Annotated in this window: 17 protein-coding genes; 7 read left to right on the top strand and 10 right to left on the bottom strand. The window is 59.1% G+C overall.

Annotated elements, in window-relative coordinates:
* Window positions 1–251 precede the first annotated feature (251 nt).
* Window positions 252–530 carry a 30S ribosomal protein S20 gene (gene rpsT, locus AB7M25_RS04635; RefSeq protein WP_007970922.1) on the top strand — a complete coding sequence of 93 codons (279 nt, stop codon included), beginning with the start codon at window positions 252–254 and terminating at the stop codon, window positions 528–530.
* A gap of 179 nt (window positions 531–709) precedes the next feature.
* Here the strand turns inward: rpsT and AB7M25_RS04630 are convergent, their stop codons facing one another.
* From AB7M25_RS04630 to rplU, 5 genes are all read right to left on the bottom strand, one after another.
* Window positions 710–1,174, bottom strand: coding sequence for a CreA family protein (locus tag AB7M25_RS04630; protein ID WP_150701499.1), 465 nt, complete (start codon window positions 1,172–1,174; stop codon window positions 710–712).
* 12 nt (window positions 1,175–1,186) lie between these two features.
* Complete coding sequence (gene proB, locus AB7M25_RS04625; protein ID WP_223463612.1) at window positions 1,187–2,305, bottom strand: glutamate 5-kinase; 1,119 nt, start codon at window positions 2,303–2,305, stop codon at window positions 1,187–1,189.
* A 133-nt stretch (window positions 2,306–2,438) separates the two neighbouring features.
* Window positions 2,439–3,662, bottom strand: coding sequence for an Obg family GTPase CgtA (gene cgtA / locus AB7M25_RS04620; RefSeq protein WP_007970919.1), 1,224 nt, complete (start codon window positions 3,660–3,662; stop codon window positions 2,439–2,441).
* Between the two features lie 197 nt (window positions 3,663–3,859).
* Window positions 3,860–4,117: a 50S ribosomal protein L27 gene (rpmA, locus tag AB7M25_RS04615; RefSeq protein ID WP_003281574.1), complete on the bottom strand. Its 258-nt coding sequence runs from the start codon at window positions 4,115–4,117 to the stop codon at window positions 3,860–3,862.
* 35 nt (window positions 4,118–4,152) lie between these two features.
* Window positions 4,153–4,467: a 50S ribosomal protein L21 gene (gene rplU / locus AB7M25_RS04610; protein ID WP_003176051.1), complete on the bottom strand. Its 315-nt coding sequence runs from the start codon at window positions 4,465–4,467 to the stop codon at window positions 4,153–4,155.
* A 239-nt stretch (window positions 4,468–4,706) separates the two neighbouring features.
* Between rplU and AB7M25_RS04605 the strand changes: the two genes are divergently transcribed.
* The 3 genes from AB7M25_RS04605 (at window position 4,707) to AB7M25_RS04595 (ending at window position 6,635) form a co-directional block, all read left to right on the top strand.
* Window positions 4,707–5,675, top strand: a complete 969-nt coding sequence (locus AB7M25_RS04605; protein ID WP_007970914.1) for a polyprenyl synthetase family protein — start codon at window positions 4,707–4,709, stop codon at window positions 5,673–5,675.
* A gap of 161 nt (window positions 5,676–5,836) precedes the next feature.
* Entirely contained in the window at window positions 5,837–6,178 is a 342-nt protein-coding gene (locus AB7M25_RS04600) for a zinc ribbon domain-containing protein YjdM (RefSeq protein WP_007970912.1), read from the top strand.
* A 199-nt stretch (window positions 6,179–6,377) separates the two neighbouring features.
* Window positions 6,378–6,635 (top strand): PA4570 family protein, encoded by a 258-nt coding sequence (locus AB7M25_RS04595; RefSeq protein ID WP_429383778.1) that lies wholly within the window; start codon window positions 6,378–6,380, stop codon window positions 6,633–6,635.
* Window positions 6,636–6,766: 131 nt separating this feature from the next.
* Here AB7M25_RS04595 and AB7M25_RS04590 read toward each other — a convergent pair whose 3' ends face one another.
* The 3 genes from AB7M25_RS04590 to AB7M25_RS04580 all read right to left on the bottom strand — a co-directional run bounded on the left by AB7M25_RS04590 (window position 6,767) and on the right by AB7M25_RS04580 (window position 8,499).
* On the bottom strand, window positions 6,767–7,384 hold the full coding sequence (locus AB7M25_RS04590; RefSeq protein ID WP_007970907.1) for an FKBP-type peptidyl-prolyl cis-trans isomerase: 618 nt from the start codon (window positions 7,382–7,384) through the stop codon (window positions 6,767–6,769).
* Window positions 7,385–7,504: 120 nt separating this feature from the next.
* The gene (locus AB7M25_RS04585) at window positions 7,505–7,795 is read right to left on the bottom strand and encodes a DUF6482 family protein (RefSeq protein ID WP_429383780.1); all 291 of its coding nucleotides are present in this window, start codon (window positions 7,793–7,795) and stop codon (window positions 7,505–7,507) included.
* A gap of 215 nt (window positions 7,796–8,010) precedes the next feature.
* Entirely contained in the window at window positions 8,011–8,499 is a 489-nt protein-coding gene (locus tag AB7M25_RS04580) for a TIGR00645 family protein (RefSeq protein WP_007970904.1), read from the bottom strand.
* A 170-nt stretch (window positions 8,500–8,669) separates the two neighbouring features.
* Here AB7M25_RS04580 and AB7M25_RS04575 point away from each other — a divergent pair, with 170 nt between their 5' ends.
* Entirely contained in the window at window positions 8,670–10,499 is a 1,830-nt protein-coding gene (locus AB7M25_RS04575; protein ID WP_429383782.1) for a hypothetical protein, read from the top strand.
* Window positions 10,500–10,505: 6 nt separating this feature from the next.
* Here AB7M25_RS04575 and AB7M25_RS04570 read toward each other — a convergent pair whose 3' ends face one another.
* Entirely contained in the window at window positions 10,506–10,847 is a 342-nt protein-coding gene (locus tag AB7M25_RS04570; protein ID WP_104451393.1) for a PA4575 family protein, read from the bottom strand.
* 302 nt (window positions 10,848–11,149) lie between these two features.
* On the bottom strand, window positions 11,150–13,588 hold the full coding sequence (locus AB7M25_RS04565) for a Lon protease family protein (protein ID WP_007970901.1): 2,439 nt from the start codon (window positions 13,586–13,588) through the stop codon (window positions 11,150–11,152).
* Between the two features lie 280 nt (window positions 13,589–13,868).
* Between AB7M25_RS04565 and AB7M25_RS04560 the strand changes: the two genes are divergently transcribed.
* Window positions 13,869–14,357 (top strand): DUF3015 domain-containing protein, encoded by a 489-nt coding sequence (locus AB7M25_RS04560; RefSeq protein ID WP_007970900.1) that lies wholly within the window; start codon window positions 13,869–13,871, stop codon window positions 14,355–14,357.
* 232 nt (window positions 14,358–14,589) lie between these two features.
* Window positions 14,590–16,443 (top strand): Lnb N-terminal periplasmic domain-containing protein, encoded by a 1,854-nt coding sequence (locus AB7M25_RS04555; protein ID WP_429383785.1) that lies wholly within the window; start codon window positions 14,590–14,592, stop codon window positions 16,441–16,443.
* Window positions 16,444–16,578: the final 135 nt, after the last annotated feature.

The following is a 16,578-nucleotide window of genomic DNA, read 5'->3' as shown; positions in this document are numbered from 1 at the left end:
GAAAGAGTTTGTGCCTGTCGATAAACAGCAGGCGAACTACGCGCCTACTTGTGCGATACTCCGCGCCGCAACAGCACAGAGCCAAAGCTCGCGAGTTTACAGGTCACACGCCGGAAAGAAATATCCCGTCGCACCACGCCTACCACTTAGCGGAACGTTTCAAGCGCCCTTGACAAGACTTCAACTCATCGGCATGATTCGCGGCCTATTTTGTTTGCTATTTCCTAAAAAGTCTTTCGAGGAGCTCGACGGTGGCCAACTCACCTTCCGCCAAAAAACGTGCAAAACAGGCTGAGAAGCGTCGCAGCCACAACGCCAGCCTGCGTTCCATGGTTCGTACCTACATCAAGAATGTAGTTAAGGCCATCGACGCAAAAGACGCTGCCAAAGCTCAAGCCGCTTACGTTCTGGCTGTGCCAGTTATCGACCGTATGGCCGATAAAGGCATCATCCACAAGAACAAGGCCGCTCGTCATAAGAGCCGCCTGAATGGCCACGTGAAGGCCCTGAACGTTGCCGCTGCTGCCTAAGCGACACGTTCATTAAAAAACCGACCTCAGGGTCGGTTTTTTATTGCCTACGATTTAATGAACACACAAAAAACTGTGGGAGCGGGCTTGCTCGCGAAGGCGTCCTTTCAGGCGATACAGTTTGCCTGACACACCGCCTTCGCGAGCAAGCCCGCTCCCACAGTTTGTTTTGAGTCAAATTACTGGACGTGCGCCCACGGCAAGATCGGAATCGCCGTCACCGCATTCTGCGGACTGCCCTCGATCAAGCGATCGCTGTACACCAGGTACACCAGCGTATTGCGCTTCTTGTCGAGGAAGCGCACCACCTGCATGGTCTTGAACACCAGGGACGTGCGCTCCTTGAACACCTCATCACCATCCTTGAGCTCACCCTTGAAGCTGATCGGCCCGACCTGCCGGCAGGCGATGGACGCCTCGGCACGATCTTCGGCCAATCCAAGACCACCCTTGACCCCGCCCGTCTTGGCGCGCGACAGGTAGCAGGTCACACCCTCGACCTTGGGATCATCAAAAGCCTCGACCACGATCCGGTCATTTGGCCCGACGAACTTGAACACCGTCGACACCTGGCCGATTTCCTCGGCCGAAGCCAGCAGCGGCATCGCCAACAGCAATCCCAACAATCCTTTTGCCACACGCATTCAGGTATTCCTTCAGACCAGGATCAGGTTATCGCGGTGAACCAGTTCCGGCTCCGCCATGTAACCCAGCAGACCGACAATCGCCTCGGACGACTGACCGATGATTTTTTGCGCTTCCAGCGCACTGTAGTTGGCCAGGCCACGGGCAATCTCACGACCGTCCGGCGCCACGCAAACCACCATCTCGCCGCGACGGAAGCTGCCCTGCACCAATTTGACCCCAACCGGCAGCAAGCTCTTGTTGCCTTGGGACAACGCGATCACCGCACCAGCATCCAGCACCAGGGTGCCACGGGTTTGCAGATGACCGGCCAGCCACTGCTTGCGCGCTGCCAGCATGCCGCGCTCCGGCGACAGCAGGGTGCCGATGCGCTCGCCCGCCTTGAGGCGATCCAGCACACGTTCAAGCCGCCCACCGACGATGATCGTGTGAGCACCGGAACGGGCCGCCAGTCGCGCCGCGCGCAGCTTGGTCTGCATACCGCCACGCCCCAGCGCCCCGCCCGTACCGCCCGCCACCGCATCGAGTGCCGGATCATCGGCACGCGCTTCGTAAATCAGCTGGGCATCCGGATTGTTGCGCGGATCGGCGTCGAACATGCCATCGCGATCCGTCAGGATCACCAGCAAGTCAGCCTCGACCAGGTTCGCCACCAGCGCCGCCAGGGTGTCGTTGTCGCCGAAACGGATTTCGTCGGTGACCACGGTGTCATTCTCGTTGATGACCGGAATGACCTTGAGCTCGACCAATGCGCGCAAGGTACTGCGGGCATTCAGGTAGCGCTTGCGGTCGGACAGGTCGTCGTGGGTCAGGAGAATCTGCGCGGTATGCCGGCCGTGTTCGGCAAAGCTCGATTCCCAGGCCTGCACCAGCCCCATCTGGCCGATTGCAGCAGCGGCCTGAAGCTCGTGCATCGCACTGGGTCGCGAAGTCCAGCCCAAGCGGCTCATACCGGCCGCCACCGCCCCGGAGGACACCAGCACCAGCTCGACACCCGCCTCATGCAAGGCCACCATCTGCTCAACCCAGACACCCATTGCCGCGCGATCCAGGCCCTTGCCGTCCGCCGTCAGCAAAGCGCTGCCGATCTTCACGACCCAACGCTGCGCACCTGTCACCTTGCTCCGCATCATCTTCAACCTTAGCTTGAGGACAGCGCGACCTGGCACTGCCCGTGACGTTATTCGTGGCTATTCGCGACCAACGATTTACAGATACTAAAACGCCGCTCGATTGAGCGGCGCTTAAGTTTATCGCAACGAATCAGTCACGCACGTAAATGATTTCCGGACCGTCTTCGTCATCCACATCCTCTTCGTCCCAATCATCGTCGCCGATGTCGTGGACCGACTTCACGCCACTGCGACGCAGCGCACGCTGGTCGTCCAGCGCCTGCAACTGGGCACGGGCTTCATCTTCGATGCGCTGATCGAGTTCGGCCAGCTCTTCCTTGTAGGCAGGATCGTTGGCCAGGCGATCGGCACGATCTTCCAGGTAACGCATGATGTCGTGGCACAGGCGCTCGGTGTTCTGCTTGGCAATTGCCGAGATCACGTAGACCGGACCGGTCCACTCCAGGCGATCGACGATCTCCTTGACGCGAGCATCGTGCTCCTCATCAAGAATCTGGTCGCACTTGTTCAGGATCAACCAGCGATCACGCTCAGCCAGGGACGGGCTGAACTTGGTCAGCTCGCTGACGATGACTTCGGCGGCGTCCGGGGCACTGGTTTCATCCAGCGGCGCCATGTCGACGAGGTGCAACAGCAGGCGAGTACGCGACAAGTGCTTGAGGAAGCGAATCCCCAGGCCCGCGCCGTCGGAAGCCCCTTCGATCAGGCCCGGAATGTCCGCGACCACAAAGCTCTTCCAGCGATCGACGCTGACCACACCCAGGTTCGGCACCAGCGTGGTGAACGGGTAGTCGGCCACTTTCGGCTTGGCGGCCGATACCGAACGGATAAAGGTGCTTTTGCCGGCGTTCGGCAAGCCCAGTAGACCCACGTCCGCCAGCACTTTCATTTCCAGTTTCAGGTCACGCTGCTCGCCCGGCTTGCCTGGCGTAGTCTGGCGTGGCGCACGGTTGGTACTGGATTTGAAACGGGTGTTGCCCAAGCCGTGCCAGCCGCCGTGTGCAACCAGCAGTTTCTGGCCCGCCTTGGTCAGGTCGCCAATTACTTCCTGAGTGGCCGAGTCGATCACCGTGGTACCCACCGGTACACGCAGGATCAGATCCTCGCCCTTCTTGCCGGTGCAGTCGGTGCTGCCGCCGTTGGAGCCACGCTCGGCATCGAAGTGCCGGGTGTAACGGTAGTCCACCAGGGTATTGAGGTTTTCGTCGGCCATCATGTAGATGGAACCGCCATCACCACCATCACCACCGTTCGGACCACCGTTTTCGATGAATTTTTCGCGACGGAAACTCATGCAGCCATTGCCGCCGTCACCGGCCTTTACTCGAATCGATACTTCATCAACAAACTTCATAACAAACGCCTCTCGCCATACGGACGAGCCGAAAAACAATCAAGACATAAGACTCTTGCAAAAATGAGCGCAGCGACCCCAAACCACGACACCTACATCGTACGCCGACAGCCCATACAAACAGCTTTGCAAGAGACTCACCCCCCACAAACGAAAAAGCCCCGTCGCGAGACAGGGCTTTTCCAGCGATCGCGCAATTAAGCTGCGACTACGCTCACGTAACGACGACCGAAGGCGCCTTTTACTTCGAACTTGATCACGCCTTCGACTTTAGCGAAGAGGGTGTGATCTTTACCCATGCCAACGCCGTAGCCAGCGTGGAATTGGGTACCGCGCTGACGCACGATGATGTTGCCTGCTTTGATAGCCTGGCCGCCATACATCTTCACGCCAAGGCGTTTGGCTTCTGAGTCGCGACCGTTACGGGTACTACCACCAGCTTTTTTGTGTGCCATGAGTTCAATTCTCCTAGTGAGGAATTAGGCTGAAATTAAGCCTGAATACCGGTGATTTTGATCTCGGTGTACCACTGGCGGTGGCCCATACGCTTCATGTGGTGCTTACGGCGACGGAACTTGATGATGCGGACTTTATCGTGACGACCTTGGGAGATCACTTCAGCCACAACGGTAGCGCCAGCAACAACTGGAGCGCCGATATTCACGTCGTCACCGTTGGCAACCAACAGAACGCGATCAAAGGTAACGGATTCGCCGGTAGCGATTTCCAGTTTTTCGATCTTCAGGTATTCACCTGGGGCGACTTTGTACTGCTTGCCGCCAGTAACGATTACTGCATAAGACATGGTATTTCTCCGATAATCCTGCTCACCCAGCTCTTTATAAGAAGAGGTATTGGCTGGCATGGCTGCATGGGGCTGGAGGCCCACTTGCAATTGCGTAAGGCAGGTGCTGCCCAGGAAGTTCAGGGTGCGCGATTGTACGCAAGCCACGCCAGCCTTGCAAGGGGCCGTCCATCGCGCCTTGACACCTGCTGGCGTGGGTCCTAGCATGCCGCGCAACCCTTCTGGAGCGACTGTCGCTGATGCAACCCCAAGCTTTCTACCGCGCGGTGGCGGACGATTTTAGCGCCGTCGACGGCATCATCAAGAAGCAGCTGACTTCGCGGGTGCCGCTTGTATCGAAAATCGGCGATTACATCACCTCGGCCGGCGGCAAACGCCTGCGTCCCTTATTAGTGCTGCTGTGTGGCAAGGCCCTGGGCCGTGAAGGCGACGAGCTGCGCCTGTTGGCCGCCACCATCGAGTTCCTGCACACCGCCACCCTGCTGCATGACGACGTGGTCGACATGTCCGGCATGCGCCGTGGCCGCTCGACCGCCAACGCCATGTGGGGCAACGCGCCAAGCGTGCTGGTCGGCGACTTCCTGTATTCGCGCTCCTTCGAAATGATGGTCGAGCTGGGCTCCATGCCAGTGATGAAGATCCTTTCGCAAGCGACGCGCATCATCGCCGAAGGCGAAGTGTTGCAGCTGTCGAAGGTGCGTGACGCCAGCACCACCGAAGAAACCTACATGGAAGTCATCCGCGGCAAGACCGCGATGCTCTTCGAAGCCTCGACCCACAGTGCCGCCGCCCTGTGCGAAGCCACGCCGGAACAGGCCGAAGCCCTGCGTACATTCGGTGATCACCTGGGGGTGGCCTTCCAGTTGGTTGACGACCTGCTTGACTACAAAGGCGACGCCGAGACCCTGGGCAAGAACGTCGGTGACGATCTGGCCGAAGGCAAGCCGACCCTGCCGCTGATCTACACCATGCGCGAAGGAACGCCGGAGCAGGCCGCCCTGGTGCGCAAGGCGATCCAGAAAGGCGGAATCGAAGACCTGGAAAGCATCCGCGAAGCCGTGGAAGCCTCGGGTTCGCTGGAGTACACCGCGCAACTGGCCCGCGATTATGTGGCCCGCGCGATCAAGTGCCTCGAAGCGCTGCCCGCCAGCGAATATCGCGATGCGCTGGTTGAACTGAGTGAGTTCGCGGTAGCGCGTACGCACTGACCCCCGTAGGAGCCGGCTTGCTGGCGATTGCATCACCACGGTGTTCCTGACACACCGGGTTGCATGCATCGCCAGCAAGCCGACTCCTACAGTCCCACCTTCCGGCTCTAAAACCCTATATAATGTGCGCTTTTTAGCGATCCTGAATCCAAGGAGCCTTAGTGAGCACGTTGCCACCCTGCCCAAAATGCAATTCCGAATACACCTACGAAGACGGCACCCAACTGATCTGTCCCGAGTGCGCCCACGAATGGTCCGCCAGCGGTGAAGCCGAAGCGGCGTCCGATGACACAGTGAAAAAGGATTCGGTCGGCAATGTCCTGCAGGACGGCGATACCATCACCGTGATCAAGGACCTCAAGGTCAAGGGTACGTCCCTGGTGGTCAAGGTCGGCACCAAGGTCAAGAACATCCGCCTGTGCGATGGCGATCACGACATCGATTGCAAGATCGACGGCATCGGCCCGATGAAACTCAAGTCCGAGTTCGTCAGAAAAGTCTGATTCTGCTGCATCCATCCTGCGCCCGACGCGGGATGGAACGCCCTCCCCGCCTCACCCGGTAAATCCACGTAATAGCCAGGCGCCAGTTCTTTTGACCTGACGCAATCTTTACCCAGGAAAAAGCGCAAACCGCCAATAGGCCCTTGCTATTTACTGAATAGGAATTATTCTCATAAAACCCTCAGTGGAGATGAGAACCATGACTTATTTGATCGATGCCTGGCTGGACCGCCCACACCCATACCTCAGGATCCTGCATCGGGAAACCGGGGAAGTCTGTGCCGTACTGGAAGAAGAAGCCTTGAACGAGCTGCAGGACCAGGGTGACCTGGACGTCAACGGCCTGAGCTCAAGCGAGCCGGTGGTGCTCAAGGAACTGGTGCGCAATCTGTTTCTGTTCTGCTATGCCCGGGCATTGCGCCCGCACAGTGCACTGCACCACAAGATCGAAGTATGAAACACGTCGCAAGACTCTGTAGGAGCGAGCTTGCTCGCGAAAAACTCAAAGACACGCGTTTATTCAGAATGCCCGCGTAATCGTTGACGCCCATCGCGAGCAAGCTCGCTCCTACAGGTAATCAGCGGGCCTTACAGAACGTCAAGCAGCTCGACGTCGAACACCAGTACGCTGTGCGGCGGGATGCCGCCAACGCCTTGAGCGCCGTAAGCCAGTTCGCTCGGCACGTACAGGCGCCATTTGCTGCCGGCGTTCATCAGTTGCAGGGCTTCGGTCCAGCCGGCGATCACGCCGCCAACCGGGAATTCTGCAGGCTGGCCGCGCTCGTAGGAGCTGTCGAACACAGTGCCGTCGATCAGGGTGCCGTGGTAGTGAGTACGCACGGTGTCTTCACGGGATGGCTTGGCGCCTTCGCCAGCGGTCAGAACTTCGAACTGCAGGCCGGAAGCCAGAGTGGTGATGCCTTCACGCTTGGCGTTTTCAGCCAGGAAAGCCAGGCCTTCGCCAGCGGCCGCTTCAGCCTTGGCTGCAGCTTCGGCCTGCATGATTTCACGGATGACCTTGAAGCTGGCGGACATTTCTTCCTGACCCACACGGCTTGGCTTGCCGGCGAATGCGTCGGTCAGACCCGCCAGGATCGCGTCCAGGCTGACACCCGGTGGCGGGTTGTCACGCAGCTGGTCGCCCAGCTGACGGCCAATACCGTAGCTGACGCGGGTTTCGTCGGTGGACAGATTTACTTCGGACATGACACTGCTCCGCTGTGCGGACGGCCTGGAACTTGCCGTGCGTGCACAGCGCGTCCCGGAGCGCCCGGAACCAAAAGGGCCAGCAGACTAGCACAGATGACATGCCATTGATGAGGGACGTCAGGCGATCGGCACCTTCAGGGTATCCTGCACATCGGCAACCAGCCCGCACATCTCGTCATGCACGACAGTGTGCACAAGGTTGAAGTGCAGCTTGGGAAAGGAGCGCAGCACATCACGGGCATGCTCCACCGAACGCAGGCTCATCGTGTGCCCGTGCGTATCGTTCAAGGGATACGCCGCGCCATGCATCCGCGCCTCAAGCAGATAGATGCCGCCCTCCATGGAGATCAGGTTCAGCTCATCGACCTTCCCGGCGACGGCATAGGCATTCAACTCTTGCAGGTTCATGAACGCACCTCACGCATTGGCGAGCCAACATACTTACAGGGATAGGCTTCGGTGCATCAAAGCACAAGCCACTGGCCGGACCGTTTGTCTGTTATCGCGAGAGGTTGTGGCGAGCGAGCTTGCTCGCGCCGGGCAGCGCAGCAGCACCAAAAAAGCGGGATCGCTTCGCAATCCAGCGGGAGCAAGCTCCCTCGCCACAAGGGAGCCTGGCCGGATCAGTGCTTGGTGACTTTATCCAGGTAACCCATGGCGAATGCCGAGACCACGAAGGTCATGTGGATGATCACGTACCACTGCAGATGCTCGGGGTCGACGTTCTTGGCGTCCATGAAGATGCGCAGCAGGTGAATGGACGAGATCGCCACGATCGACGCGGCCACCTTCATCTTCAGCGACGAAGAGTCCATGGTGCCGAGCCAGTTGAGTTTTTCCTTGCTATCGTCGATGTCCAGTTGCGAGACGAAGTTCTCGTAGCCGGAAATCATCACCATCACCAGCAAACCACCCACCAGCGCCATGTCGATCAACGACAGCAGCACCAGGATCAAGTCCGATTCGGCCATCGAGAACACGTTCGGGATGACGTGGAAGACTTCCTGGAAGAATTTCAGTGCCAGCGCCAACAGCCCGAGGGACAGGCCGAAATAGATCGGCGCCAGCAGCCAGCGCGAGGCGTACATTGCATTTTCGATAAAGCGTTCCATTGAAACTCACATGTGGACTGGAAATGGCGGCGAGTATATCAGTCGCCCGCCCCTATCCAGAAGCTGCCAGAAAACGTCGAAAAATCCGCCACCTGCGCCTGTGTATCAAGGTTTTTCTGCTAGTGTCCAAATCATCGAACGCTCAGTGATATTGGACAGGAAGACTGGAAATGGATGTGCGATTGCCTTTGACCAGTGCCGGAGTTTGCCTGGCACTGCTGCTAAGTGGCTGCTCACCCAGCGATGAAAAACGCCAGGTCAGCCTCGAAGAAAAAACCGCGCAGTTCGAAAAGTCGCTGGACGCCATCCAGGATCCGAAGCTCAAGGATGCCGTGTCGGAGCTGGGTGGCTCACTGCTGCTGCTCGAGCGCGCGCAACTCAAGCTCGACAGCAAACCGGTGGAAACCGAATACGGCGAAGACGCCCTTGCCATGCTCAAGCACTACCCGACCCCGCAGGCCCTGGTCGACACCTACATCAATGGGTTGTTCGTGCTGCAAAAAGATTCCAGTTCCGACTACCTGACCGATCTGCAACCGGTGTTTCCCTTCACGTTCAGTGTTCCTGCCGCGTTTTTGTTTCCCCATGGCCTGGAATGGCAGTCCGTCACCCTGAGCAACAAACGGGTCATTGCCTTCCAGCCGGAATGGTCGGAAACCGACCCCGGCATTCAACTCAGCCCATCGAGCTCCAACCTGACCAACCCCGACGACCTGACCGTGGCCTACCCCTTCATCGAAGGTCTCGACATCGACAAAAAAAAGCAGCCGCAGCCGGTGAGCCTGCAGGGTAAGGTCGAAGTCATCGCGCCCCGCCGGCTCTACAGTTTCGACCTGACAAAAAAGGACATCGGCCAGACCCGCACCAATGACAACCTGAGCGTCACCTTACTCACACTGACGAACAACTACGCGGAAATCGAATACAACAACAGCGCGCCGCTGGCGCCTGAAGTCAGTGAGACACCACTGAAACCGTTGATCGTCCAGGCCAGGGACAGCACCGGGCAATACATCACGCGCGCAGGCTCGATCAACGAAACCGCGGCACAAATTGCCTTCTATCGGCAGCAACTGGCCAAGATGCTGCAACAAAAGAGCTGGAGCGAGACGTTGGAAAAGCAACTCGACGAAGAACAACGCACCTTTGAGAAACGGCAGGCCCGACGCTATTCGAAGGTGTATTTCAACGGGACGATCGAAACCCTCGAAGTCAGCATGCTGGATTTTTCCGCCGCCACGGTCACCCGTAAGGACCTCGACCTGCCGGTCCGGCACTTCGATGCCGAGACCCCGGACAAGGGCATTGAACCCTTGAACCTGCCCGTGGTGGTCTATGACGACCAGGCGGCAACCTGGCTAAAAGGGGCAACGCTGAGCGAGGATCAGCTGAAAAAGAACGTCAGCATCAGCCAGTCGGTCGACGACCCCAGCGCTGCTCGAATCGAATTCACCCATTTGCGCAGCTTCAACGATGAACTGCTGGGCACATCGCTCAACCCCGGTGAAAGCCCGGTGAGTTTCTTTACTGAAGACACTCTTGGCAAACGCGACGAACCAATCGAGCTGCCACCCGAGGCCTACCAGATCGATCCGTTGCGCGGCACCATCACCTACGATCTGAATCTGTTTCCGGAAACGCCGGCCTACGCAGTGGGTTCGATGCCACTGTTCCTGGCCACGATCGAGCAAAAAACCGTCGATACCCGTCAACTGCCCAAAGGCCTTGAGCTCAAGGACAATGCGCTGGTGGTGAACCTGAAGGCATTTCCCGCCCAGGACTGGCGCTTTTTCGCCAAGGACGACAGCGGCAATTACTTGAAGGAAATTTTATCGGTCAGCCATGGCGCAAGCGCACAAGGCCGGGCGCAATTTGCCGTGCATTACTTCTACGGGCAGCCTACGCGCCTGGAAACCTATCAGCGCACTGACCTCGCCACCGTGCAATATGGTTTCGAGGTCAAACTCGACAAGGCCGACATGACACGCCTTGATCAATAGTGCGACTCAATGCTCAGGGTGAAACTCGAAGCCGCCCAGGTTACGGCAGCGACCACCGTTGATTTCCCGCAACTGGGCTTGCAGGTGCAGGCACCAGATTTGCGGATCGTCGGCCAACTCGTAGCCGTGCAAGGTCAGGCTTTCAACGATGGTGTCGAGGATTGATTCAGCGGCGATTGGACCAGGAAAAGGGCCTTGGGCCTTGATGGCCGACGGTTGTTCACCGGCCATTCCGGCGGCGAACAGCAGAGTCCACATGCCCGTGTCTCCGGCCAACGGACGAATGGCACACTCGATACGGGTCACAAGACCCAGGCATTGACGGGTGAGGCAGAGGTTGCGCGACATGGCGGCGACCCTCGGTAGATCCGGTATTCAGCCCCCATGTGAAGGCTGTTTCGATCCTGTGATTACTGTCGATATCCCTGAGCAGAGAATAGAAGAAAAGTCCGGCTTGCAGGCCGAGGCAAGACCGAAAGGCGCCGAATGGTCATAGTGTGAATATTGACGTCATTTCGACGACGCCCTCCGGTATTCACACAAACAAATGTGGGAGCGGGCTTGCTCGCGAAGGCGGTCGAACATTCAACATATTGGTCGAATGAAAGTCCGCTATCGCGAGCAAGCCCGCTCCCACATGGGTTACTGCATCAAGCAGGCTTGGTTTCCGCCAACGCCTCCTGCGCCAACTCCTTCTCGGCTTCCTTGAGATCATCCTCGCTGATCATTTCCGCGATAACCCGCAAGCGTTCCACGACCCGCGCATTCACGCTGCCTTCAGGGAACTCGCCATTTTCGTCCGGTTCGCCGGCCGGCTCGCCGACCAGCAAACTCAAGGCTTCGTCGGCCTGACGCACCGCGTAGACATGGAACTGCCCTGCACGCACCGCCGCCAGCACCTTCTCGTCGAGCATCAGCGTGGCGACGTTGGCGTGAGGAATGATTGCCCCCTGCTCGCCAGTCAACCCGCGGGCTTCGCACAGACGGAAGAAGCCCTCGATCTTCTCGTTGACCCCGCCCACCGCCTGCACTTCGCCGAACTGGTTGATCGAACCGGTGATGGCAAAGCACTGTTTGAGCGGGGTTTTCGACAAGGCCGAGATCAAGGTGCAGGCCTCGCCCAGGGATGCACTGTCGCCATCGACATAACCGTAGGATTGCTCCAGGGCGATGCTCGCGGAAATCGCCAGCGGGAATTCCTGGGCGTAGCGGCTGCCCAGATAACCCGTGAGGATCATCACGCCCTTGGAGTGGATCGGCTGGCCGAGGTTGACCTCGCGCTCGATGTCGACAATACCGCTGCCACCCGGGTACACCGTGGCGGAAATCCGCGCCGGCACACCGAAAGCCGAGTCGCCGACCTCCAGCACGGTCAGGCCGTTGCACTTGCCGACCGCTGCGCCATCGGTGTCGATCAGGATGATCCCGGCCAGCATGTCGTCGAGAATCCTGGCCGAAACCCGCCCGGTTCGCGTGGCCTTGGCCTTGAGTGCCCGTTCGATGTGCCCGGCGTCGGTCATTTCATCACCGGCCAGGTGACGGATGAAATCGGCCTCGCTGACCAGCTGGAACAAGTCACCGATACGCGCCGACAAGCGCCCCTGGTGCTCGGCCAGGCGGGCGCTGTAAGTCGCCAGACGCGCCACCGCATCGGCCGTCAGCGGTGCCATGCCTTCTTCGGAAGTACGGGTTTTGAGCAACTGGGCGAACTGCTCCAGGCTCTCGTCGACCATCGGGATGTCCTCGTCGAAATCCACCAGGACGCGGAACATCTCCTGGAAGTCCGGATCGAGGTCCTGCAGCGTGTAATACAGCTGACGGGCACCGATGATGACGACTTTGACCTGCAGCGGAATGTGTTGCGGTGTCAGGGTCACGGTGGCCAGACGGCCCAGCTCGCCCAGCGGTGATTCCATTTTCAGCTTGCGCGATTGCAGGGCGCGTTTCAGCGCGTCCCATACGAATGGCTCGCTGAGCATTTTGTCCGCTTCAAGGATCAGGAAACCACCGTTGGCCCGGTGCAAGGCCCCCGGCCGCAGTTGGCGGTAGGTGGTGTACAGCGCGCCCTGGTCGGTGCTGTATTCGATACGACCGAAGAGGTTTTCGTAGGTCGGGTGCGGCTCGAACACCACCGGCGCACCGCCGCTGGCCGAATGACCGACCACCAGGCTCGGCGCGTATTGTTCTTCCAGCAACTTGCGGGCGACTGCGTCGGTCTTGCTGTCGTCCACCAGTTGCTCGACCACGGTCTTGAGCAAATACACCTGCATGGCTTGCAGATAGCCGCAAACCGCCGCGTTCTCGGCGTACTTCTCCGACAATGGCGACAACAAGGGCTGCAAGGCCAGAGTGATGGTTTCTTCGTTCAGGTGACGCAACTGGTTGCTCGACTCACGCTTCCATTGCGGCAGGCTGGCGAGCTCTTCGTTCAGGCGCTCTTCCAGTGCCGAAATATCCTCGTGAAAGCGCTCGCGTTCGGCTTCCGGCAACTGGGCGAATTCAGCTTCGTCCAACGCCTTGCCGTCGCCCATCGGGGTGAAGGCGATATTGCTGGCGTCGCGGTAGAGCGCGACGTCCTTCTCCAGCGCCAGGCGCTCGATGACGTCCAGGGCCTTGTCGTAGCGCTGGTTGAAGGCGCGGTCGATGCCACTTTTCTTCTGTTGGTAGGACGGATGCTCGAAGACAGCGGGAAACGTTGCCAGCAGGTTGTCGATCAAGCCGTTGATGTCACCGATGAAGGCACCGGCGGTACCCGACGGCAGTTCCAGTGCGCGCGGCTCCCGAGGCTCATCGAAATTGTTGACGTAGACCCAGTCCGCCGGAGTCTGCAGGCGCTTGCCTTCGGCCTTGAGGTAGCGTTTGACGAACGAGAACCGGCCAGTCCCGGGCTCGCCCATGACGAATACGTTGTAACCGGGGCGTGGCATGGCCACACCGAACTGCAAGGCTTCGACCGCACGCTCCTGGCCAAGCACACCGCGAAAGGGCTCCAGATCATTGGTGGTAGAGAAGCTGAACTGTTCAGCGGAAAACGGACGGGTCAGCGCTTCGGGCGCTAGACGCAAGCTGGCAGCAACAGGATCAGGCATCGGGCTTCCTTAACAATCAGGCGGGGCAGATGACAGCATTCTGGCGCTGCCCATGCCCGACTGGCAAGGAGCGCCGCAGGCCAAAGCATAGACAAGCCGAAACCGCGACGTAGAGCCGCGCCAAATCACTGTTTGCGACGATTGTTTTTGCAAAAAATCACGGAACCCCGCGATCGTGCCTAAACTCCAAACTGCGCGGCTGGACTAATGACCGGCCCACTGGCACCAGACGGGCCAGAACCCCTTGTCAAATTGGTATGCACATAAAGAGAACAAAGCTATGAAACGGATTCTTCTTGGTACTCTCTTCACCGCTGTATCCATCAACGCCATGGCTCAGGCGCCAGGCGGCCCGGATTGCGGTTGGGGCAACATGCTGTTCGAAGGCCAGCGTGGTACTCCGGCTCACTTCCTGGCATCCACCACCAACGGCACTTCCGGCAACGCAACCTTCGGCATGACATCCGGCACCAACGGTTGCGCAACCAATGCGTCGCTGACCTATGGCGGCAAATCCTGGTTCGCCATGAACGGCATGATGAACGAGCTGTCCGAAGACATGGCCAAGGGTCAGGGCGAAGCGCTGACCACCTATGCCGTGGTACTGGGCGTAGCGCCGGAAGACCGTGCGCACTTCGCCGCTGTCACTCACGAGCACTTCCAGCAGATCTTCAGCAAGGCTGACGTGACAGCCGAAGATGTGCATACCAACACCCTGGCCGTGCTCAAGGCCGACCCTCGTCTGGCCAAGTACGCCACTCAAGCTTAAGCTCGACCCGCCCCGCTTCTTTCGGGAAGCGGGTTTTGTTTTTTGGACCTGCCCCTCCATGGGTGATGCCACCGTACTGTAGGAGCTGGCTTGCCAGCGATGGTTTCAAAAGCGCAATGTTTATCCAGTAAACACGCGTCATCGTTAACGACCATCGCTGGCAAGCCAGCTCCTACAGTTCAAATGGCATTACGCCGTGCCGGGTCTTTTTCTCAAGTTTAAGTTGCCATCTATGTTCAAACGCCTTGCCTGGCTGGCGCTGTGTGTCTGCGCCCCGCTGTCCGCCGCGCCTCACATCGACCCACAACGCTTGCAGCAACTGGCCAACGACCCTTTCTGGATATCCCTGGGCCATTACGAAACCGCCAAGCTCGGCGGCTGGCGCAGCTATGTCAGCGACCGGAAATTCTTCCTCGCCGCCGATGGCAATGAACATCCGGACCATGAGCTGGCGGCGACTGTACAAGCCTTGTATGCCCCGGCCAGTGCCGGTGAACAACACGCGCAGTGCGTCTACCCGGCCCGCACCCGCTGGCTGAAGGAACAACTCGACCTGACCGGTCTGCCAACGCCGGACTGCGCAGCGTTCAAACAATGGTTCAAGGACGTCTCGCCCGACAGCGCGGTGATGATCTTCCCGGCGGCGTACCTGAACAGCCCTTCCTCGATGTTCGGCCATACACTGCTGCGCATCGACCAGGCCGACGTGAAGAGCGACAAGACTTCTCTGCTCAGTTACGCGATCAACTTCGGCGCCTACATCGAGGGCTCGGACAACAGCATCATCTATGCCTGGAAAGGCCTGATGGGCGGTTATCCCGGCCTGTTCGCGATGGTGCCCTATCAGGAAAAGCTCTCGGAATACCGCAGCCTGGAAAACCGCGACCTGTGGGAATACCGCCTTAACCTGACCCCACAGGAAACCGCGCGCATGGTCGAGCACGTCTGGGAGCTGAAGCAGATCAAATTCGACTATTTCTTCTTCGACGAAAACTGCTCATACCGCTTGCTGGAACTGCTGCAAGTGGCTCGCCCGGGCCTGCGCCTGACCGACCAATTCCCGCTCACGGCCATCCCAACCGACACCGTCAAGGCCGTGAAAGCGGCCGGGCTGGTGGAATCGATCCAGTATCGTCCGTCCCGGGAGCGCGAGTTGCTCAGTCGCGCCGAGCCGTTGAACGCTGAAGAACAGCAATGGGTGCTGAAAGTCAGCGCCGACCAGAAACAACTGCACGACCCGGCGTTCAAGGCACAACCCCGCGACCGTCAGGCGCTGATCATAGATGCCGCCTATCGCCTGGAGCGCTATCGCGCCAACGGCCAGGAACGCGACCCGGCGCGCGCCCAGCGCAGCTTCGAACTGCTGCGGGCGATCAACCAGAACCCGGCGCCGGAGCTGAGCATCGCGCAACCCGGCCTGCCTGAAGACGGTCACGAGTCGCGCACCTGGCAGCTCGGTCTCGGCACCCGCGGAGATAAAGCCTTTGGCGAGTACGGCTTGCGCATGGCTTATCACGACCTCAATGACAACAGCGAAAGCTTTCCCCTTGGTGCGCAGATTGAAATCCTGCAATTGAAACTTCGCCAGTACGAAGGCAACGACTGGCAGGTGCAGCAACTTGACCTGGCAACCATTCGCTCTTTGACCCCGCGTAACGAATTGCTGCAACCGCTGTCATGGCAAGTCACGGGGGGCCTGGAACGGGTGCCGGGCAAGCACGATGACCAAACCCTGGTCAGCCATGTCAACGGCGGTGGGGGTGGGACCTGGCAACTGAGCGAGGACATGCTCGGATTTGTCCTGGGCACTGTGCGTGTCGAGCACAACAACGACTTTGCCGAATTCATCGCGCCGGCCGCCGGTTTCAACAGTGGGGTGCTGTGGAAAAACCCGCTGGGCAATCTGAGCCTCGAAGCCAAAGGCGATTACTTCACCAATGGTGAAGTGCGGCGCAGCCTGAGCCTGAATCAGCAGTGGGAAATATCCCGCAATCTCGGACTGCGCTTGAGCGCCCAGCGGGAGTTCAGCCATCTGGCGTCGGCCGAGAACGAAGTGATGCTTGAGCTGAAGTGGTATCACTATTGATCGCCATGCCTTGTAGGAGCCGGCTTGCTGGCGATGGCATCACCGTGGTTACTCGGACACACCGCGTTGATCCCATCGCCAGCAAGCCGGCTCCTACAAGAATTCTTTGATCTTTCTTTCACGATCGCCTCACTC

It is taken from the genome of Pseudomonas sp. AP3_22 TE3818 (assembly GCF_053628995.1).
This window is presented reverse-complemented; position numbering and strand designations above follow the sequence as displayed.